A 19263-nucleotide genomic window follows, 5' to 3' on the forward strand; every position below is an offset into this window, starting at 1 on the left:
CATGCTCCTCGCCCTGAGACGACGTTGGGAGCGCGTTCCGCGCGCGCTCCAGATCGTGCTGCCACGGCTTGCGCTGCTGGTGCCGCAGATGTTCGGCGTGCTGTTCGTGACGTTCTTCCTGATCCGCCTGCTGCCCGGCGATCCGGCGGTGCTGCTGCTCGGCAACATGGCGACGCCGGAGGCGGTGGCGCAGTTGCGTGACCGGCTCGGCCTCAACGACAGCCTGTGGGTGCAGTTCCTCACCTATTGCGGCAACGTCCTGCACGGCGATCTCGGCATCTCGATCTTCACCTCCAATCCGGTGACGGTCGACCTGATGGAGCGCGCGCCGGCAACGCTGGAACTGATCACCTACGCCATGATCCTGACGGTGATCATCGGCTTCGCCGTCGCCGTCGCATCGGTGGTGCGGCCGGGGGGGACCGTCGATGTCGGCGCCCGGATCTACGGCCTCGCCGCCGGCGCCATTCCCGATTTCTGGATCGGCCTCATCCTGATCTACGTGTTCTTCACCATGCTCGGCTGGGCGGCCGCACCGTTCGGGCGCATCGATGCGATGATGAACCCGCCGCCCTACGTCACCGGCTTCTACACGGTGGACGCGCTGATCGCCGGCAATTTCGCCGCGCTGACATCGGCCGCCGGGCGCCTCGTGCTGCCGGTGCTGACCATCGCCATCGTCAATGCCGGCGCGCTGATGAAGATGACCCAGAGCATCTTCGCAGGCGTCTGGCGGTCCGATTTCGTGCGCCATGCCCGGGCCTGCGGCGTGCCGGAGCGCGTGATCATCCGCGCCGCCATGCGCAACAGCCTGCCGCCGATCATCACCATCATCGGCTTCCTGGTCGGCTTCCTGCTCGGCGCGGCCGTGCTGGTCGAGACGATCTTCTCCTGGGGTGGCCTCGGCCAGTACGCCGTGCAGGCGGTGATGAACAGCGACTACCCGGCGCTGCAGGGCTTCATCCTCGTCGCCGCCGCCTTCATTCTCGTCGTCTACCTCGTGGTGGACATCCTCTACGAACTCGCCGACCCGAGGATCAAGGTATGAAGCTGCCCCTCGCGCTCCGACGCCCGGCGGCTGTGATCGGCCTCCTGCTGCTCGCGCTGCAGATCGTCATGATCGTGTTCGCGCCGGTGATAAGCCCTTACAGCCCGGTGGAGGCCGATGCCCTCGCCTCGCTGCAGCCGCCCTCCGCCGCGCACTGGTTCGGCACCGACATCACCGGCATGGACGTGTTCTCGCGGGTGGTCTACGCGACGCGCATCAATCTTCTGATCAGCGTCGTCTCGGTCGCCGTCGCCTTCGCCGTCGGCGTGCCGCTCGGCCTGCTGATCGGCTTCTATCGCGGCCCGGCGTCCAGCCTCGCCATGCGGCTGTTCGACTTCATCCAGGCCTTTCCGATCTTCGTGCTCGGCATGGCGCTGGTGGCCGTGATGGGCCAGGAGATCTGGAACGTCGCGATCGTGCTCGCGATCCTGTTCATCCCGATCTTCGCCCGGCTGATCCGCGCCGAGGTGCTGTCGCTGCGGGAACGGCCGTTCGTGGCGGCGGCGCGGTGCTCGGGCGCCACCGACCGCCACATCATGTTCCGCCACCTGCTGCCGAACGCGATGATGCCGGCCATGGTGCAGGTCTCGATCTCGATCGGCATGGCGATCCTGCTCACCGCCGGCCTCTCGTTCATCGGCGCGGGCGTGCGCATGCCGACGCCGGAATGGGGGCTGATGGTCTCCACCGGTGCCCAGCAGATGATCCTCGGCGTGTGGTGGGTGTCGCTGTTCCCCGGGCTCGCCATCGTCGTCGCCGTGCTCTGCTTCGCCCTGCTCGGCGACGTGATGCGCGATGCGCTCGATCCCACGCGTGCCCGCAAGCCGGCCCGCGCCGGGCGCCGGCCGCAGACCACCGGAGAAACGGCATGACGAGCGAAACCGCCGACACGCCCGTGCTGCGGATCGACGGCCTGACCCTCGTCGCCGACGGGGAGGAAGGCGAGCGCGTCCTGCTGGACGGGCTCGATCTCCGGCTGATGCCGCACGAGATCCTCGGCATCGTCGGCGAAACCGGCGCCGGCAAGTCGCTGCTGGCGCGCGCGATCATCGACCTGCTTCCCCCGGGCGTGCGCCGCGAGCGCGGTGAGGTGCTGGTCGAAGGCCGCGTCGTCAGCCAGATGACGCCGGGCGAACGCCGTGCCCTGCGCGGCGGGACGGTGTCGCTGATCGGCACCAACGCCAAGGCGCTGCTCGATCCGGTCGAGCGGGTGGGGGCGCAGCTCGTGCGCGTGCTGCGCAGCCACCGGCGGCTGTCGCGGCAGGCCGCCTGGGCTCAGGCGGTGCAGCTTCTCGCCGATGTCGGCATCGTCAACCCCGAGGAGCGCGCCAAGGCCTATCCCCACGAGCTGTCCGGCGGCATGGCCCAGCGCGTCGTCATCGCCATGGCCCTGATCGCCGAGCCGAAGATCGTGCTCGCCGACGACGCCACCCTCGGGCTCGACGCCACCGTGTCGGTGCAGGTGCTCGACATGCTGGTGGAGCGCAGCCGGCGGATGGGCTGCTCGGTGGTGCTCATCACCCACGATCTCGGCATCGTCGCGCACTATTGCAACCGCGTCGCGGTGATGCGCGGCGGCCGGATCGAGGAGATGGCGCCGACCGCCCAATTCATCGCCGCGCCGCGCGAACCCTACAGCCGTGCGCTCCTGGACGCGGCGCGGGCGCGGCCGGTTCCCTCGCTTCGCGGGACCGGAACGGACGCCGCGCCGCTGCTCGCCATCGAGAACCTCGTGAAGATTTTCCCCGGCAGCCGACCGGGCGAACTCGTCCGCGCGGTCGACGGCGTGTCCTTCACCGTGCGCCGGGGCGAGACCCTCGCCCTCGTCGGCGAGAGCGGCTCGGGCAAGACCACCATCGGCCAGTGCCTCGTGCGGCTGCTGCAGGCGACGTCGGGCCAGATCCTGTTCGACGGGGAGGACGTGACCCACTGGCCGGAGGCGCGCTTCCGCGGATTGCGCCGCCGGATCCAGATGGTGTTCCAGGAACCCTATGTGGCGCTCAACCCGCGCTGGCGGGTGCGTCAGCTCGTCAACGAGCCGCTGGCGATGCTGGAGACCATGTCCGCCGCCGAGCGCCTGAAGCGGGTCCACGAGGTGCTGGCGCTCGTCGACCTGCCGACGCGCACCGCGGAGCTGTTTCCCCATGAACTCACGGCGGGCGAACAGAAGCGCGTCGGCATCGCGCGGGCGCTCGCCAGCCGCCCGGACTTCGTCATCTTCGACGAACCGACCACCGCGCTCGATATCCGGGTGCGTGCCCAGATCATCGATCTCGTGCGCGACCTGCAGAGCCGGATGCAGCTCTCGGCCCTGTTCATCACCCACGACCTCAACTCGGTGCGCTCGCTCGCCCACGACGTCGCCGTCATGAACCGGGGACGGATCGTCGAGGCGGGCAGCATGGACGAGGTCTTCGCCCGGCCGAAGGACCCCTATACGCGCAAGCTGCTGTCGGCGGAGCTCGCCATCGAACAGGCCGCGCCGCCCCATGAAGACCATCTGCAGGGAGTTCTGCGGTGAGCCAAACGACATCCGAACCGACCATTCTCGTCACCGGTGCCTCCGGCCTGATCGGCCAGCGCGTACTGGCGCGCCTCTCCGCTGAAGGCCGGCGGGCGCTCGGCATCGACATCGCGCTCAAGCCGGGCCAGCACCCCGTCACCATCGCCGATCTCGGCGACATCCACCGGCTTCATGGCCTCGCGCGTGCCGAGGGCGTCGGCTCGATCATCCATTGCGGCGCGGTCTCCGGGCCGATGGTGATGATCGACAACCCCTACGGCATCGTTCAGGCCAATGTGACCGGGACGGCCAACATGCTGGAACTGGCGCGGACCTTCGGGATGCGCCGGCTGGTGTTCTGCTCGTCCACCAGCGCCTTCGGCCCGACGCGCGCGCCGGAGGCCGGCACGCCCGGACTGGCGGAGGATACGCCGCTCCGGCCCTCCAGCGTCTATGGCGCCACCAAGGTCGCGGCCGAACAACTACTGGCCGGCTATCGCCAGCAGCATCGCCTCGACGCGGTGGCTGTCCGGCTGTGCTGGGTCTACGGACCGGGCCGCACCACGGACTGCGTGATCCGGACCCTGATCGAGGACGCGCAGGCCGGCCGGCCGAGCCGACTGCCATTCGGGCGCGATTTTCCCCGCCAGTTCATCCATGTCGACGACGCGGTGGACGCGCTCTTGCGCGCACACGACGCGCCGTCGTGCCCGCAACCGGTCTACACCGCAACCGGCGGCAGCTTCCTGACCATCGGCGAAGTCGCCGAGGTGGTCGGGCGCGTGCTGCCCGGCGCCGACATCGACGTCGCCCCGGGACCAGATCCGCTGGACGACTACCAGCACCGTTTCGACACCACCGCCATCGCGCGGGATCTCGGCTTCGTGCCGCGCCACACGCTGGAGGACGGCGTTCGCGCCTATGCCGCGTGGCTGGCGGACCGTCGCGCCTGACAGCGCCATTCCGGAGACAGGACCATGACCAGTTTCAGCCTCGCCGGCCGCACCGCTCTGGTGACCGGCGGCAGCCGCGGCATCGGCGCGGCCATCGTCGAGATCTTCCTCGCCCACGGCGCGCGCGTCGGCTATTGCCAGTTCGGCGACGACGCCAATGCCGCCGCGCTGGCCGCCCGCCTCGGTGCCGCCGGCCACGACGTGGTCCACACCGTCTGCGACGTCGCCGACGAGGCCTCGGTCGACGCCCTCGCCGCCTGGAGTGCCGATGCCCTCGGCCCGGTGGACATCCTCGTCAACTGCGCCGGCATCGGCGGCGATCTCGCGTTCGAGGACATCACGACGGCCGCGTTCGACCGCATGATCGGCGTGCACCTGCGCGGCACCTTCATGGTGACCCAGCGGTTCTATCCGGCGATGGCCGCGAAGGGCTGGGGCCGGATCATCAACTTCTCCTCGCAGCTCGCCTACAAGGGCGCGCCGGGCCTCGCGCATTATTGCGCCGCCAAGGCCGGCATCGTCGGCTTCACCCGCGCGCTCGCCTACGAGGCGGCGCCGAAGGGGGTGACGGTCAATTCGATCGCGCCGGGACCGATCGAGACCGACATGCTGATGGGGCTGACGGATGCCTGGCGGGCCATGAAGCAGGCCCAGCTGCCGATGGGCCGGTTCGGCCACGTCGACGAGATCGCGCCGACGGCGCTCATGCTGGCGTCCGACGCCGGCGGCTACTATTGCGGCCAGTCGCTCTCCCCCAATGGCGGCGACGTGATGGTCTGACACCAGGGATCGGAGAGCACCCATGTTCGACCTCGTCATCCGCAACGGCACCATCGCCACCGCATCCGACGTGTTCGCCGCCGACATCGGCATCCGGGACGGGCGCATCGTCCAGATCGGCGAGAGCCTGCCGGACGGCGCCCGCACCCTCGACGCGACGGGACGCTACGTCCTGCCCGGCGGCGTCGACAGCCACGTCCACATGGCCCAGCCCTCGGGCGAGGGCATCCGCATGGCTGACGGCTTCGAGAGCGGCACCCGCTCGGCGCTGTTCGGCGGCAATACCTGCGTGCTGCCGTTCTGCCTGCAGCAGAAGGGGCAGTCGCTGCGCGAGGCGGTGACCGCCTATCACGCGCTGGCGGAGGGCCAGTGCTACACCGACGTCTCGTTCCACATGATCGTCTCCGACCCGACGCCGGCGGTGCTCGGGCAGGAACTGCCGGCGCTGGTCGCCGACGGCTATACCTCCTTCAAGGTGTTCATGACCTATGAGGGGCTGCGGCTGAACGATGCCGAAATCCTCGCCACCATGGACGTCGCGCGGCGGACGGGAGCGCTCGTGCTCGTCCATTGCGAGAACGAGGACGCCATCCGCTATCTGATCGGCCAGCACGAGAGCGCCGGCGACGTCGCGCCGCGCGCCCATGCGAGCACCCGCCCGGTGGTGGTCGAGCGCGAGGCGACCCATCGCGCGCTGTCGCTCGCCGAAGTGGTCGACGTGCCGGTGGTGATCGTCCATGTCTCCAACGGCGCGGCGGCCGACGAAATCCGTGCGGCCCGCGCGCGCGGCCGCAAGGTGGTGGGCGAGACCTGCCCGCAATATCTGATGCTCACCGCCGACGATCTCGACCGCAGCAACTGGGAGGGGGCGAAATTCGTGTGCTCGCCGCCCCCGCGCGACAAGCAGGAGCAGGACGCCTGCTGGCGCGGCATCGAGCAGGGCGTGTTCGACCTGTTCTCCTCCGATCACTGCCCGTTCCTGTTCGACGACCCCTCCGGCAAGCTGAACGCCCGCGGCCGCACCAGCTTCCGCCACATCCCGAACGGGATTCCGGGCGTCGAAACCCGGCTGCCGATCCTGTTCTCGGAAGGGGTGATGAAGGGACGGATCGACCTGCCGCGCTTCGTCGCCCTCACCGCGACCAACCATGCCCAGCTCTACGGGCTGGAGCGCAAGGGACGGATCGCGGTCGGGATGGACGCCGACATCGCGATCTGGGACCCGGCCGTGCGGCGCACCATCCGCCACGCGGACCTGCACGACGGCTCGGACTACACCCCGTATGAGGGGCTGGAGGTGCAGGGCTGGCCGGTGACGGTCATCCTCGGCGGCACCGTGATGGTCGACGAGGGCGCCCTCGTCGGACCCAAGGGCCAGGGCCGCCACCGCGCCCGCGCGCACTCACCGCTCGCAGCCCGCTGATCGCGGGCCGGAACACCATCGGGATCAGATGGGATCATACGCTTTCGGGCGACACGATCACCCAGAGCTTGCGCACGGTCTCGATGGTGCGCCAGGTACCGGTGAAGCCCGGGCGCATGACGAAGGTATCGCCGGCGGTGAAGCGGCGGGGTTCCCGGCCGTCCTCCGTGAGTTCCATCACGCCGGACAGGATGGTGCAATATTCCCAGGTCTCGCCCTTGATGGAGCGCATCGCGCCGGGCGTCGCCTCCCAGATGCCGGAACGGATGCGGCCGCCGTCGACGGTGTCCTGCTCCCACGTCCTGTAGGACGGGTCGCCGTCGACCAGACGTTCGGGCAGCGCCTTGCTCTCCTTCGGCGTTCCGGGATTGTCGAGGTCGAAGACGATCAGGTTGGACATCGGTCCGAACTCCACAAATGTCAGGACAGGAGCGCGGCGATCGCCTTGCCGCAGCTCGCGGTGTCGGCCGATCCGCCGAGATCGCGCGTGCGCAGGCTGGGCTCCTTCAGCACGGCCTCGATGGCCGCGACGATCTCGGCCGCGGCACCCTTCTCGCCGAGATGATCGAGCATCATCGCCGCCGACCAGATCTGGCCGATGGGGTTCGCCACGTTCTGCCCGGCGATATCCGGCGCGGAGCCGTGCACCGGCTCGAACAGCGAGGGATGCTCGCGTTCGGGATTGATGTTGCCGGAAGGCGCGATGCCGATGGTGCCCGCGCAGGCCGGGCCGAGATCGGACAGGATATCGCCGAACAGGTTCGAGCCGACGACCACGTCGAAGATGTGCGGCTTCAGCACGAAGTTCGCCGTGAGGATGTCGATGTGGAACTTGTTCCACGACACCTCGGGATAGGACGCGGCCATCGCCTCCACCCGCTCGTCCCAGTAGGGCATGGTGATGGCGATGCCGTTGGACTTGGTCGCCGAGGTCACCAGCCGGCGGGGGCGCGTCCGGGCGAGGTCGAAGGCGAATTTCAGGATGCGGTCGACGCCCTTGCGGGTCATGACCGTCTCCTGCATCACGAGTTCGCGGTCGGTTCCCTCGAACATCCGGCCGCCGATGGCGGAATATTCGCCCTCGGTGTTCTCGCGCACCACCCAGAAATCGATGTCGCCGGGCTTGCGGCCCGCGAGCGGGCACGGCACGCCTTCCATCAGCCGCACGGGGCGCAGGTTGACGTACTGGTCGTATTCGCGCCGGAATTGCAGCAGCGAACCCCAGAGCGAGACGTGGTCCGGCACGATCGCCGGCCAGCCCACGGCGCCGAAGAAGATGGCATCGGGCCGGCCGATCTCTTCCTTCCAATTCTCCGGCATCATGCGGCCGTGCCGGGCGTAATAGTCGCAATGGGCGAAATCGTGCCATTTCTGCCGCAGCGTGAAGCCGTGGCGGCGGGCTGCCGCCTCCAGGACCCTGACGCCTTCCGGCATCACTTCCTTGCCGATGCCGTCCCCGGCGATCACGGCGATATCGTAGGTGCGCTCGTTCATCGTCATGTCCCGCACGGTCCGCTCACAGCGGCCGGGTCTTGAGGCCGCCCAGGTGGAAGGCCTTGGTCTCGAGATATTCGTCCATGCCGGTCGGACCGCCCTCGCGGCCGAGGCCCGACTGCTTGATGCCGCCGAACGGCGCGACTTCCATCGACACGCTGCCGGTGTTGAGGCCGACCATGCCGAATTCCAGCGCCTCGCCGACCCGCCAAGCCCGGTGCAGGTTCTCGGTGAAGAAATAGGCCGCGAGGCCGTAGGGCGTCGCATTGGCGATCGCGATCGCCTCCGCCTCGGTCTCGAAGCGGAACAGCGGCGCCACGGGGCCGAAGGTCTCCTCGCTCGCGAGCCGCATCGCCGTCGTGGCGCCGGTCAGCACCATCGGCGCCACATAGAGCGGACCGGCCGGCAGCGCGTCCCGGGGCGTGATGTTGCGGGCGCCATGGGCGAGCGCGTCCTCGACATGGGCCGCGATCTTGCCGACCGCCGCGGCGTTGATCATCGGCCCGATCTGCACGCCCTCCTCCACGCCCGGCCCGACGCGCATGGCGGCGACCCGCGCGGCGAGCTTCTCCGCGAAGGCATCGTAGACGCCTGCCTGGACCAGAAGCCGGTTGGCGCAGACGCAGGTCTGGCCGCCGTTGCGGAACTTGGAGACGATGGCCGCCTCGACCGCCGCATCGAGATCGGCGTCGTCGAACACGATGAAGGGCGCGTTGCCGCCGAGTTCGAGGCTGAGCCGCTTCACCGTCGGCGCGCATTGCGCCATCAGCAGCGAGCCGACGGCGGTGGACCCTGTGAAGGAGACCTTGCGCACGTCGGGGCTTGAGGTCAGCGCCGCGCCGATGGCCTTCGGCATTCCGGTGACGATGTTGATCACGCCGGCCGGAATGCCGGCGCGCTCGGCAAGCACGCCCAGAGCCAGCGCGGAATAGGGCGTGAACTCAGACGGCTTGATGACCACGGTGCAGCCGGCGGCGAGCGCTGGCGCGCATTTGCGCGTGATCATCGCATTCGGGAAATTCCACGGCGTGATCACCGCCGCGACGCCGACCGGCTCCTTGTTGACCACGATGCGGCGGTCCGCCGTCGGCGCGGGGATGGTCATGCCGTAGCCGCGGCGGGCTTCCTCGGCGAACCACTTGATGAAGGAGGCGCCGTAGCCGATCTCGCCGCGCGCTTCGGCAAGAGGCTTGCCCTGCTCCGATGTCATGATCAGCGCGAGGTCGTCTGCGTTCTCCAGAAGCAGGTCGTGCCAGCGCTCCAGCAGGCGGGCGCGCTCGGCCGCGGTGGTGAGCCGCCAGCTCCGGAAGGCCTCGGCCGCCGCTTCGATGGCGCGGGCGGTGTCGTCGGCGCCGCAATCCGGCACCGTGCCGAGCGCGGCGCCCGTGGCGGGATCGTCGACGGTGACGGTCGCGCCGCCGGCGGCATGCGTCCAGACGCCGCCGATCAGCGCCCGCTCGACGAACAGGGAGGGGTCTTTCAGCTTGAGCATGTGTTCACCTGAGAGGAATGCGGGGCTGACACGGCGCGCGCCGCCACACCGGCCGAGGGTCAATCGCCGAAGCCGACGATGCCCTTGATTTCCGTGAATTCGTTGAGGCCGAACGTGCCGTACTCGCGGCCGTTGCCCGACTGCTTGTAGCCGCCGAACGGCGCCGCGCCGTCCCAGGGCGCCTCGTTGAGGCGCACGATGCCGGTCCTGAGCCGGCGGGCGAAGGCGCGGGCCTCGTCCGGCGCGCCCTGGATGTAGGACGCCAGGCCGTAGGGCGTGTCGTTGGCGATGGCTGCCGCCTCGTCCTCGGAGCGATAGCCCAGGATCGACAGCACCGGGCCGAAGATCTCCTCGCGCGCGACGGTCATGTCGTTGGTGACGCCGGCGAACACCGTGGGCCGGACATAATAGCCGGCTTCGAGGTGCGCCGGGCGGCCGGGACCGCCGGCCACGAGGGTCGCGCCCTCCTCGATCCCCTTCAGGATCAGGCCCTGGATCTTGTCGAACTGCGCCCGGCTCGCGACGGGGCCGAGTTCGGTGGCCGGATCGGACGGGTCGCCGACACGGACGGCCTCCGCCGCCTGCCGCGCGATCTCCACGGCTTCCTCCATCCGCCCGGCCGGCACCAGAAGCCGCGTCGGCGCATTGCAGGACTGGCCGGAATTGGCGAAGCAGCGGCTGACACCGGAGCGGACGGCGGCGGCGAGATCGGCGCTTGCGAGGACGATGTTGGGCGACTTGCCGCCGAGTTCCTGATGCACCCGCTTCACCGTCGGAGCCGCGGCCTGCGCCACCGCGATGCCGGCGCGGGTGGAACCCGTGAACGACACCATGTCGATATCCGGGTGGCTGGCCAGCACGGTGCCGACGCCGGGGCCGTCGCCCTGCACCATGTTGAACACGCCCGCCGGCACGCCGGCCTCGTGCAGCACCTCGGCGAACAGGACCGCGTTGAGAGGCGCGATTTCCGACGGCTTCAGCACCATGGTGCAGCCCGTGGCGAGCGCCGGCGCGACCTTGCAGGCGATCTGGTTGATCGGCCAGTTCCACGGCGTGATCATCCCGACCACGCCGACCGGCTCGTGGACGATACGGGTGGTGCCCTGGGCGTACTCGAAGGCGAAGGCGCCCATGGCGCGGATCGTCTCTTCGAAATGTACGATGCCGATGCCGGCCTGTTCGTCGCGGGCCATCCGCCGCGGCGCGCCCATTTCGCGCGAGATGATGTCGCCGATCTCGTCGTTGCGCCGCTTCAGCACCGCGACGATGCGCTCGAGGAGGGCGAGGCGCTCTTCACGGGACGTCAGCGAGAACGACGCGAACGCCCGGCGCGCGGCGGCGATGGCGCGTTCGGCATCGACCGCGGACCCCATGGCGATCTCGGCGAACGGCCGTTCCGTCGCCGGGTCGACGACGGCGAGGCGGGCGTCCGTCGCCGGATCGACCCATGCGCCGTCGATATAGAACGTGAGATATCTGTCCATGTCGGTCTCCAGCCGCCTCAGCGGCCGTCCAGCACGAAATCGGCGATGCGCTCGGCGATCATGATGGTGGGGATGTTGGTGTTGGCGCAGGGGATCGACGGCATCAGGGAGGCGTCGCAGACCCTGAGGCCCCCGGCGCCGTAAACCTGCCCTGTCGGCGAGGTCACCGCCGCCGGATCGCCGGCCGCGCCCATGCGACAGGTGCCGGAGGGATGCCAGGTGCCGCCGACATGACGGCGGACGAATTCGGTCAGCGCGTCGTCGTCGTCAAGAAGGCCCTGCAGGGTGGTGCCGAGCGTGACCGCCGCGTGCACCAGCGCCGGCCGCAGCGGCCCGGCCACGTCGAGCAGGCCCGACAGCAGGCCGCGCTGCAGCGCGTTCCAGGTGCCGGGCACGGCGACCTTCGCCACGCGCGGCGAATAGCTCGACGGAAACACCGTGCCGCGATGGCCGTCCATGAACGGATCCGACAGAGCCGCGGCCCCCATGCGCAGGGCGAGCTTGAGGCGTTCGAGATCGCGCGCGTCGCTGAGCATGCGGAAGTCGACGTCCGGCTCGGCGCGCGGATCGGGCGAGGCCAGCCTGACGACGCCGCGCGAATAGGACTTGTTGACCCAGAAGAACAGGCTGCCCATGCGCAGCCCGACCGAATGCCAGCCGGAGCGCGACAGGATGGCGGCGTGCATGTCGCCCTGCGGCGCGCCCTCCAGACCGGAGGAGAAGCGCCAGATCGCCTGCTCGTGATGCTCGGCCGGGTCGCGCACCCGCATGTGCGGCGGCAGATAGGCGGCGACCGCGATCGAGGGATGCTCCATCAGGTTCCGGCCGACGGCACCGCTGTCCACGGCGACAGGAACGCCCATGGTGGCGAGATCGTTGGCAGGACCGACGCCCGAGCGCATCAGGAGCGCCGGGGTGTGGATGGCGCCGGCGGACACGATCACTTCCCGCGCGCGGACGGTCTCGCTCGCCGCCCCCGACAGGACGGCGCCCACGGCCTGGCGGCCTTCGAACAGGATGCGGTCGGCCACGCATTCGGTGACGATGCGCAGATTGGGCCGGCGCCGGACCTCCGCCGTCAGATAGGCGAGCGAGGTCGGCAGCCGCTCGCCGGCATCGCTGACCGCGACGGCGCCGCGAAAGGTGCCGTCTTCCCACGGCCCGTTCTGGTCGGCGCGGATGGGATGGCCGCGGCGGTCGAGGGTCTTCATGACGCGGTCGACGAAGGGCGAAATCCGCGCGTCCGATATGCGCCGGATGGTCAGGGGGCCGTCCCTGCCGTGCAATGGCCCGGAAAAGTCGCGGTCGGCCTCGATCTGGAGGAAATAGGGCAGGCAGTCGTCCCAGCCCCAGCCGTCCGCGCCGAGCGCCTGCCATTCGGCATAATCGGCCGGGGCGCCGCGATTGGCCATCAGCGCGTTGATCGCCGAGCCGCCGCCGAGAAGCTTCGCCTGCTCGTAGCGCCGCGAGGTGCGCGGCGCGGCATTGGACCGGGCGTAACCCATCAGCGCCGTGAGCCGCGCCCAGATGTTGCCGGTGTCGAGATAGGCACGGCCGGGATAGCGGCTGCGGATCGCGTCGGGAATGTCGTCGGCGGAGATGTTGCGGCCGGCCTCGACCAGCACGACCGTTCTTCCGGGATCGGCCGAGAGCCGGGCGGCCAGCACGCAGCCGGCCGAACCGCCTCCCAGGATCAGGTGATCCACGATCATCACGAATGCCCCTGCGGGCGCTCGGCATTGCGCGCGTTCAGCGCGGCGAGCATCAGCAGGATGAAGGAGATCGCCGTCAGCAGAGAGCTGATCGCCGCGATCGTCGGGTCGATCTCGTCGCGCAGCGCGGTGAACATGCGCTTGGTGAGGGTCTGGTACTCGCCGCCGGAGATGAAGATCGACACCACCGTCTCGTCGATCGCCGAGATGAAGGCGAACAGGAGCCCGGTGATCACGCTCGGGCGGATCTGCGGCAGCGTGACGACGAAGAAGGTGCGCCAGCGGTTCATGCCGAGGCTGCGCGAGACCATCTCCTGGGTGTGGTCGAACTTCCGCAGGCCGACGAGGACCGAGGTCACCACATAAGGCAGGCCGAGCATGACGTTGGCGAGGATGAGGCCAGTCATGGTGGCGAGCAGCCCGACCTGGGCGTAGACGAGGAACACGCCGACGGCGGTGATGACGATCGGCACGATCAGCGGCAGCAGCAGGAGCGCCTGCAGGCTGCGCACCAGCCGGGACTGCGTGAGATTGAGCGCGTAGGCCGCCGCCGTGCCGAGAATGGTGGCGATGACGGCGCTCGAGACCGCGACCGTCAGGCTGACGCGGGTCGCCTGCATCCAGGCCGCGCTGCCGAGATAGGATTCATACCAGCGCAGCGACCAAGACGGCGGCGGAAACGCCAGGAACCGCGCGCCGGAGAACGACATCGGCAGGATGATCAGGATCGGGATGATCAGCCAGGCGAGGATGAGGGCGACGAGGCCGTAGAGGACAATCCGGGACAGGCTCATGCGTCACCTCGTTCCCATGATGCGTTCGAACGGAATGAGGAGACTGGCGAGGCGGAAGACGAGGAAGACGCAGATCATCAGCACGACGCTGATGGACGAGGCGGCGCCCCACTCGTTGTAGACCTCGATATTGCGCGAGACCAACATGGAGACCATGTAGGTGCGCCCGCCGCCCAGAAGCTCCGGCGTGATGTAGAAGCCGAGCGTGAGCACGAAGACGAGCACCGTGCCCGCGACCAGGCCCGGCAGCGAAAGCGGCAGGAACACCCTGAGGAAGACGTGCAGCGGCGAGCCGCCGAGGCTGGCGCCGGCCATCGTCAGTTCGCCGGGGATCTTCTTCATGGTGGCGTAGAGCGGCAGCACCATGAACGGCAGCAGGATGTGGATGGTCGCGATGATGGTGCCGAGCTCGTTGTTGACGAGCCGCAGCGGCTCGTCGATCAGCCCGAGGCCGGTGAGGGCCGAATTCACGATGCCGTTGCGCTGCAGAAGGATCAGCCAGGCGTAGGCACGCACCAGCACCGACGTCCAGAACGGCAGCAGCACCATCGAAAGAACGACGATGCTCCAGCGCTGCGGCAGGCCCGCCGCCACGTAGGCGACGGGATAGCCGAGCAGGATCGTCATCACGGTGACGATGCCCGCGATGCGGAAGGTTTGCAGGAAGGTCATCCAGTAGACCTGATCCGTCAGGAAGCGCGCGTAGTGCGCGAGGGTGAAGCCCCCGTCCTGACGGACCGACTGCCAGGCGAGCCACAGCAGCGGCACCACCAGAAGGGCCACGATGACCAGCAGGGCCGGCGCCAGCAGGGCCAGCATGAGCATCTGCTCGCGCCGCTCATGCCGCTCCGCGGGGTTTATCGTCGACTGCACCATGGATGACCCTCCGCAGGCCGGTCCTTATTTCTGGATGAACTCGGCCCAGCGCTTCTGCGCCTCTTCGCCGGCCGGCGAGCTCCACCACGCGTCGGAGACGAGCACCTGAAGCTTCGCGTTCTCCGGCGAACTCGGCATCTCGGCCGCCCGCTCCGGCGAGATTTTGCCGGTCTTGTAGGCTTCCGGGTTGCCCGGGCCGTAATCGATATAGGCCGGGAAGTTCGCCTGGATCTCGGGCGTCAGCGCGGCGTTCACGAACTTGACCGCGGTGGCCGCGTTGGGCGCGCCCTTGAGGATGCAGAGCGAGGTGTACTGCAGGAAGCCCTCGTTGAACGAGTAGCCGACCGGCGCGCCTTCCTTGACGACGGCGGCGACGCGGCCGTTCCACGCCATCTCCATATCGGCCTCGCCATCGGCGAGGAGCTGGGCCGACTGCGCGCCCGACGTCCACCACACCGTGATGTAGGGCTTGATCTGCTCGAGCTTCTTGAAGGCGCGGTCGACGTCGAGCGGGTAGAGCTTGTCGGCCGGAACGCCGTCGGCGAGAAGCGCCGCCTCGAGGGTCGCGAGCGGATGGTTGCGCAGGGCGCGGGTGCCCGGGAACTTCTTCACGTCCCAGAAATCGGCCCACGTCTTCGGCGGGTTGTCGCCATACTTCTTCTTGTTGTAGGCGAGCACGCTCGAATAGAATTCATAGGCGACCGAATAGGGGCTCTTGTACTCGGCCGGCATCTTCTCGGCGTTGGGGATCTGCGAGAAGTCGAGCTTCTCGATCATGCCCTGCTCGCCGCCGCGGATGCAATCCTTGGCCGGGGTATCGACCACGTCCCAGATGACCTTGCCCGAGGCGGTCTGGGTCTTGATGACCGGCCAGGCATCGGGGGAGCTGTCCTGATTGATGGTGATGCCGAGCTGCGCCGCCACGGGATCGAGGATCGCCTTGGTCTGCGCCTCCTGGTAGGCGCCGCCCTGCGAGACGAAGGTGATCTGATCGGCGCGCGCCGCGCCGGCCGTGAAGATCGCCGCTGACGCGCAAAGCGCGATCATGGAAACTCGGTACCGCATTCGTCGTTCTCCTCTGTTTTGGCAGGACACGATGTCCCGGATGGCAGGCGACTTTCGGGGCCCTGGAGCGTGGCCGCCGGGCGGACGGGGCCGGACGGCGGATGGCGGCTCCAATCGGTTCGATCTGAACGAGATCCGCTCAGCGCCCGATGGCATCGAGGAACTGGTACCAGCCGGCGACGAGCCGGACGGCGGGTTCCCGGACGGGGTAGAACGGCACCGCCCTGAGCGGCGTCGAGGTGAGCAGGCCGAGGTCCGGCGTCTCGCCCGCCACCAGGGCCGCGACGTAGCGGCCCATGTTGGAGGCCATGGCGACGCCGGTTCCGTTGTAGCCGACGGCATAGACCACCCTGTCGTCGAGGCGGCCGAGATGGGGAAGGCTGTCCATGGTCATGGCGACGAGGCCCGACCAGCGGTGGGTAACGGCGACCGAGGCCAGTTCCGGGAACTGGCGCACCATCGCCTTGTGGAGCGCCGCGAAGGCGCTTTCGGAATCGGTCTTCCCGAAGGCGCCGCGACCGCCATACATCACCCGGTCGCCGGCCTTGCGGAACCAGCGCATCATGCGGCGCGTCTCGGTGTAGCTGCGCCCCCGCGACAGCAGGCCCTGCCCGGCCGTGCCCGTCAGCGGCTCGGTGGCGATCATCGCCGAGCGGAACGGGATGATGGATTTGCGCACCGCCGCCGTCGCCGGCGTGAGATCCGAGTAGGAATTGGTGGCGATCACCACCTGACGCGCCGACACGGTGCCATCCGGCGTTTCCACCACCATGCCGTCGCGGTCGCGCCGGATCGCCGTGACCGGCGAGCGCTCGTGGATCGCGATGCCCGCCGCCTGAAGGCCGGCGGCGAGGCCGAGCACGAAGTTCAGCGGATGGATGACGCCGCCGTGGGTGTTGAGCATCCCGCCGACGAAATCGCGCGAGCCGGTCTCGGCTTCCATCTCCCCGGGCGAGAGCATGGAGCAGGCGCGATCGCCGAGCGCGCCGCGCAGCCACGCGACTTCCTTCCCGAGAGCCTCCAGCGACACGGCGTTATGGGCACAGCGCAGCGAGCCCGTCGGCCGGTATTCGGCGGCGGCGATGCCGTATTCCGCCACCAGCTCGCCGACATGGTCGATGGCCTCGATGCCGAGATCGTGCATCCGCCGCGCGGTCTCGATGCCGTGCCGCGCGGCGATGTCGGCGAAGGAGAGCCGGAACTTGCCCGAGACGACCCCGCCATTGCGGCCGGACGCCCCCCAGCCGATCCGGCTCGCCTCGATCACCACCGGCGACAGGCCCCGCCGGGCGAGATAGCGCGCGGCGGACAGGCCGGTATAGCCGCCGCCGACGATGGCGACGTCGAAGCGATGACCGCCCGACAGCGTTCCGAAGGCCGGACGCGCGGATGCCGTCTCCTGCCAGAGCGAGGCGATGTCGGGAAAGGGGGGGCGGGCGGTCATCGGCATCGTCCGGATCAGGCCGCCGTCTTCACGCCGGCGGCGAGTTCCGCGTCCACGGCGTCCGCGAGCTGCTTCAGCGTGGAGAAGTGGAAGTCCGGCTTCGTCACGACCTTCGGCACCGGGGTGCCGCCGAAGCCGTTCTGGCCCTGGCGACGCTCGATCCAGCAGGTCGTGTAGCCGAGCTCGCGCGCCACGCCGATATCGTGATGCTGGCTCTGGGCGACATGCAGGATTTCAGACTGCTTGAAGCCGAAGGCGGACTGGCGGCCCTTGTTGAAGGCGAAGAACTGCGGATTGGGCTTGGCGCAGCCGGCCTCGTCGCAGGTGACGCTGTCGTGGAACGGGTTGCCGAGCGTGTCCGAATAGGCCGAGAACGCGGTGCGGTCGGCATTGGTCATCGCCACGAGGCGGAAATTCTTGCGCAGCCGGGCCAGCGCCTCGACGGAATCGGCGAAGGCGGGCCAGCGCAGCACCGCGAGCTGGAACGCCTCGGCGGTGGCCTCGTCGTTCTTGAAGCCGAGTTCGTCGGCGAGCGACAGGTAGACGTCCTTCATGGCGAAGGAGGAGCGGCCGTAGAACTTGTCGCGGCCGCGCTTGTAGGGCTCGAAGATCTCGTCGTCGCTGGCCTTCGCGGCCTTCTCACCGCCGAGGGTACGCACGGCGTTGAGGACCCCGCTTTCGAAATCGATCAAAGTGCCGACCACGTCGAAGGTCATGACCTTGAATTGGGTGAGTTGCATCGTCTCTTCCTCGTTGAACGCAGAGAATGGGGTCGCTTCAGGCCGCTTCCGGGACGATGACCGTGTCCTCGGGATGGAGGGCGACGGTGATCGCGTCGCCGGGCGCCTTCATCAGCGCGCGGCCGGCATGGTTGCTGGGGAGGCGGAAGCTCAGTTCGCCGCCGACATCGAGACGGACGAACACGCGGATGCTTTCGCCCTGGTAGAGCGTGTCGGTGACGATGCCGGAGAGCCGGTTGAAACCCGGCGCCTGGGAGCCGTCGGCCACCACAAGCTTTTCGGCGTGGACGACGAGATAGAGCGCCTCGCCGCCGGGCACGGGGTGCGCGGTCGTCATCACCTGGCCACCCAGCCGCACCGCGCCGTCGGCGCCGCGCTGGACCGGCAGCAGCGTCGCCTCGCCGATGAAGCGGGCGACGAAGGCATTGGCCGGGTGATCGTGCAGGCGCTCCGGCGTATCGACCTGGACCAGACGGCCCTTGTTCATGATCGCGACGCGGTCGCTCATGGTCAGCGCTTCGCGCTGGTCGTGCGTGACATAGATGATGGTGGCGCTCAGCCGCCGGTGCAGCCGCTTGAGCTCGATCTGCATGGTCTCGCGAAGCTGCTTGTCGAGCGCCGAAAGCGGCTCGTCCATCAGGATCAGGCCGGGTTCGAAGATCATGGCGCGCGCCAGCGCCACACGCTGGCGCTGGCCGCCGGAGAGTTCGTGGATGCGCCGGTTCTCGTAGCCGGAGAGTTCGACCATCTCGAGCGCCGACTTGAGCTTTTCGGCCCAGGTGGAGCGGGGCAGCCGGCGGGCGCGCAGCGGGAAAGTGATGTTGTCGCCGACGCTCATATGCGGAAACAGCGCATAGTTCTGGAAGACGATGCCGATGTCGCGCTTGTGCGGCGGCTCGAATGTAATGTCCCGATCCCCGATCCAGATCGAACCGGAACTCGGCTGGACGAAGCCGCCGAGAATGCCGAGAAGCGTGGTCTTGCCCGAGCCGGACGGGCCGAGAATGGAGACGAACTCGCCGGGGGCGACATCGAGGCTCGCTTCATCAAGGGCGCGAAAAGTCCCGTAGGCTTTTGTCGCCTTCCTGATGGAAACGCCGACGCGCTCTCTCTTCGGTTGTTCAATCATAGGATTCCATTGCAGATTTTCAGCTTCGGACACGTCCCGAAGCCTGACGGCGCGGTCTTGCAGGAACCCGATGGCACCGACATGCGCGGGTGCCTGGAGCGCTTTCCAAGCGGACGGACTCATCCGCCGACAAGGAATCGCTCCAGATTCGACGCTTTGAGCATCTCCTCCGTTCAGATCGGCTCGATCTGAACGGGAAACGCATAAGCGACCTCACCTCCGTCGATCCGTCCTGTTCCCCTGGGTCAGGTGGCGGGTCTGATGCCCGTGTTGTTAGCCAACAGACCAAGCATGACCGTTCCGCACAATTGAAAAAAAGACGATGG

General features: G+C 68.6%; 17 protein-coding genes. 6 read left to right on the forward strand and 11 right to left on the reverse strand.

The window, feature by feature from the left end:
- Window position 1 precedes the first annotated feature (1 nt).
- Genes BUF17_RS16240 through hydA form a run of 6 tightly spaced genes read left to right on the forward strand, consistent with a single transcriptional unit; the run spans window position 2 to window position 6707 of the window.
- On the forward strand, window positions 2-1048 hold the full coding sequence (locus BUF17_RS16240; RefSeq protein ID WP_073630561.1) for an ABC transporter permease: 1047 nt from the start codon (window positions 2-4) through the stop codon (window positions 1046-1048).
- On the forward strand, window positions 1045-1920 hold the full coding sequence (locus BUF17_RS16245) for an ABC transporter permease (RefSeq protein WP_073630562.1): 876 nt from the start codon (window positions 1045-1047) through the stop codon (window positions 1918-1920). Before BUF17_RS16240 ends, BUF17_RS16245 begins: the two co-directional genes overlap by 4 nt.
- Window positions 1917-3569: a dipeptide ABC transporter ATP-binding protein gene (locus tag BUF17_RS16250; protein WP_073630563.1), complete on the forward strand. Its 1653-nt coding sequence runs from the start codon at window positions 1917-1919 to the stop codon at window positions 3567-3569. Before BUF17_RS16245 ends, BUF17_RS16250 begins: the two co-directional genes overlap by 4 nt.
- Window positions 3566-4504 (forward strand): NAD-dependent epimerase/dehydratase family protein, encoded by a 939-nt coding sequence (locus BUF17_RS16255; protein WP_175563719.1) that lies wholly within the window; start codon window positions 3566-3568, stop codon window positions 4502-4504. The genes BUF17_RS16250 and BUF17_RS16255 overlap by 4 nt, the downstream gene beginning before the upstream one ends.
- A gap of 24 nt (window positions 4505-4528) precedes the next feature.
- Window positions 4529-5284: an SDR family NAD(P)-dependent oxidoreductase gene (locus BUF17_RS16260; protein ID WP_073630564.1), complete on the forward strand. Its 756-nt coding sequence runs from the start codon at window positions 4529-4531 to the stop codon at window positions 5282-5284.
- A 22-nt stretch (window positions 5285-5306) separates the two neighbouring features.
- Complete coding sequence (gene hydA, locus BUF17_RS16265) at window positions 5307-6707, forward strand: dihydropyrimidinase (protein WP_073630566.1); 1401 nt, start codon at window positions 5307-5309, stop codon at window positions 6705-6707.
- 34 nt (window positions 6708-6741) lie between these two features.
- Here the strand turns inward: hydA and BUF17_RS16270 are convergent, their stop codons facing one another.
- The 11 genes from BUF17_RS16270 to BUF17_RS16320 all read right to left on the reverse strand — a co-directional run bounded on the left by BUF17_RS16270 (window position 6742) and on the right by BUF17_RS16320 (window position 18937).
- Window positions 6742-7107, reverse strand: a complete 366-nt coding sequence (locus BUF17_RS16270) for a cupin domain-containing protein (RefSeq protein WP_073630568.1) — start codon at window positions 7105-7107, stop codon at window positions 6742-6744.
- Window positions 7108-7127: 20 nt separating this feature from the next.
- Window positions 7128-8201 (reverse strand): tartrate dehydrogenase, encoded by a 1074-nt coding sequence (locus tag BUF17_RS16275; RefSeq protein ID WP_428977660.1) that lies wholly within the window; start codon window positions 8199-8201, stop codon window positions 7128-7130.
- A gap of 22 nt (window positions 8202-8223) precedes the next feature.
- Window positions 8224-9693 (reverse strand): NAD-dependent succinate-semialdehyde dehydrogenase, encoded by a 1470-nt coding sequence (locus tag BUF17_RS16280; protein ID WP_073630572.1) that lies wholly within the window; start codon window positions 9691-9693, stop codon window positions 8224-8226.
- Window positions 9694-9752: 59 nt separating this feature from the next.
- Window positions 9753-11177 carry an aldehyde dehydrogenase family protein gene (locus BUF17_RS16285; RefSeq protein WP_073630574.1) on the reverse strand — a complete coding sequence of 475 codons (1425 nt, stop codon included), beginning with the start codon at window positions 11175-11177 and terminating at the stop codon, window positions 9753-9755.
- Between the two features lie 17 nt (window positions 11178-11194).
- Entirely contained in the window at window positions 11195-12889 is a 1695-nt protein-coding gene (locus BUF17_RS16290; RefSeq protein ID WP_073630576.1) for a GMC family oxidoreductase, read from the reverse strand.
- The gene (locus BUF17_RS16295) at window positions 12889-13683 is read right to left on the reverse strand and encodes an ABC transporter permease (RefSeq protein ID WP_073630578.1); all 795 of its coding nucleotides are present in this window, start codon (window positions 13681-13683) and stop codon (window positions 12889-12891) included. The genes BUF17_RS16290 and BUF17_RS16295 overlap by 1 nt, the downstream gene beginning before the upstream one ends.
- A 3-nt stretch (window positions 13684-13686) precedes the next feature.
- Window positions 13687-14559, reverse strand: coding sequence for an ABC transporter permease (locus BUF17_RS16300; protein ID WP_073630580.1), 873 nt, complete (start codon window positions 14557-14559; stop codon window positions 13687-13689).
- A 24-nt stretch (window positions 14560-14583) separates the two neighbouring features.
- Entirely contained in the window at window positions 14584-15624 is a 1041-nt protein-coding gene (locus BUF17_RS16305; RefSeq protein WP_073630582.1) for an ABC transporter substrate-binding protein, read from the reverse strand.
- A 139-nt stretch (window positions 15625-15763) separates the two neighbouring features.
- Window positions 15764-17068 carry an NAD(P)/FAD-dependent oxidoreductase gene (locus BUF17_RS16310; protein ID WP_073630691.1) on the reverse strand — a complete coding sequence of 435 codons (1305 nt, stop codon included), beginning with the start codon at window positions 17066-17068 and terminating at the stop codon, window positions 15764-15766.
- A 14-nt stretch (window positions 17069-17082) separates the two neighbouring features.
- A complete protein-coding gene (locus BUF17_RS16315) occupies window positions 17083-17808 on the reverse strand; it encodes an HAD-IA family hydrolase (protein ID WP_073630584.1) in 726 nt (241 codons plus the stop codon).
- A 37-nt stretch (window positions 17809-17845) separates the two neighbouring features.
- Window positions 17846-18937: an ABC transporter ATP-binding protein gene (locus BUF17_RS16320; protein ID WP_073630586.1), complete on the reverse strand. Its 1092-nt coding sequence runs from the start codon at window positions 18935-18937 to the stop codon at window positions 17846-17848.
- Between the last annotated feature and the right edge of the window lie 326 nt (window positions 18938-19263).

Source organism: Pseudoxanthobacter soli DSM 19599 (genome assembly GCF_900148505.1).
GTDB classification, from domain to species: Bacteria; Pseudomonadota; Alphaproteobacteria; order Rhizobiales; family Segnochrobactraceae; genus Pseudoxanthobacter; species Pseudoxanthobacter soli.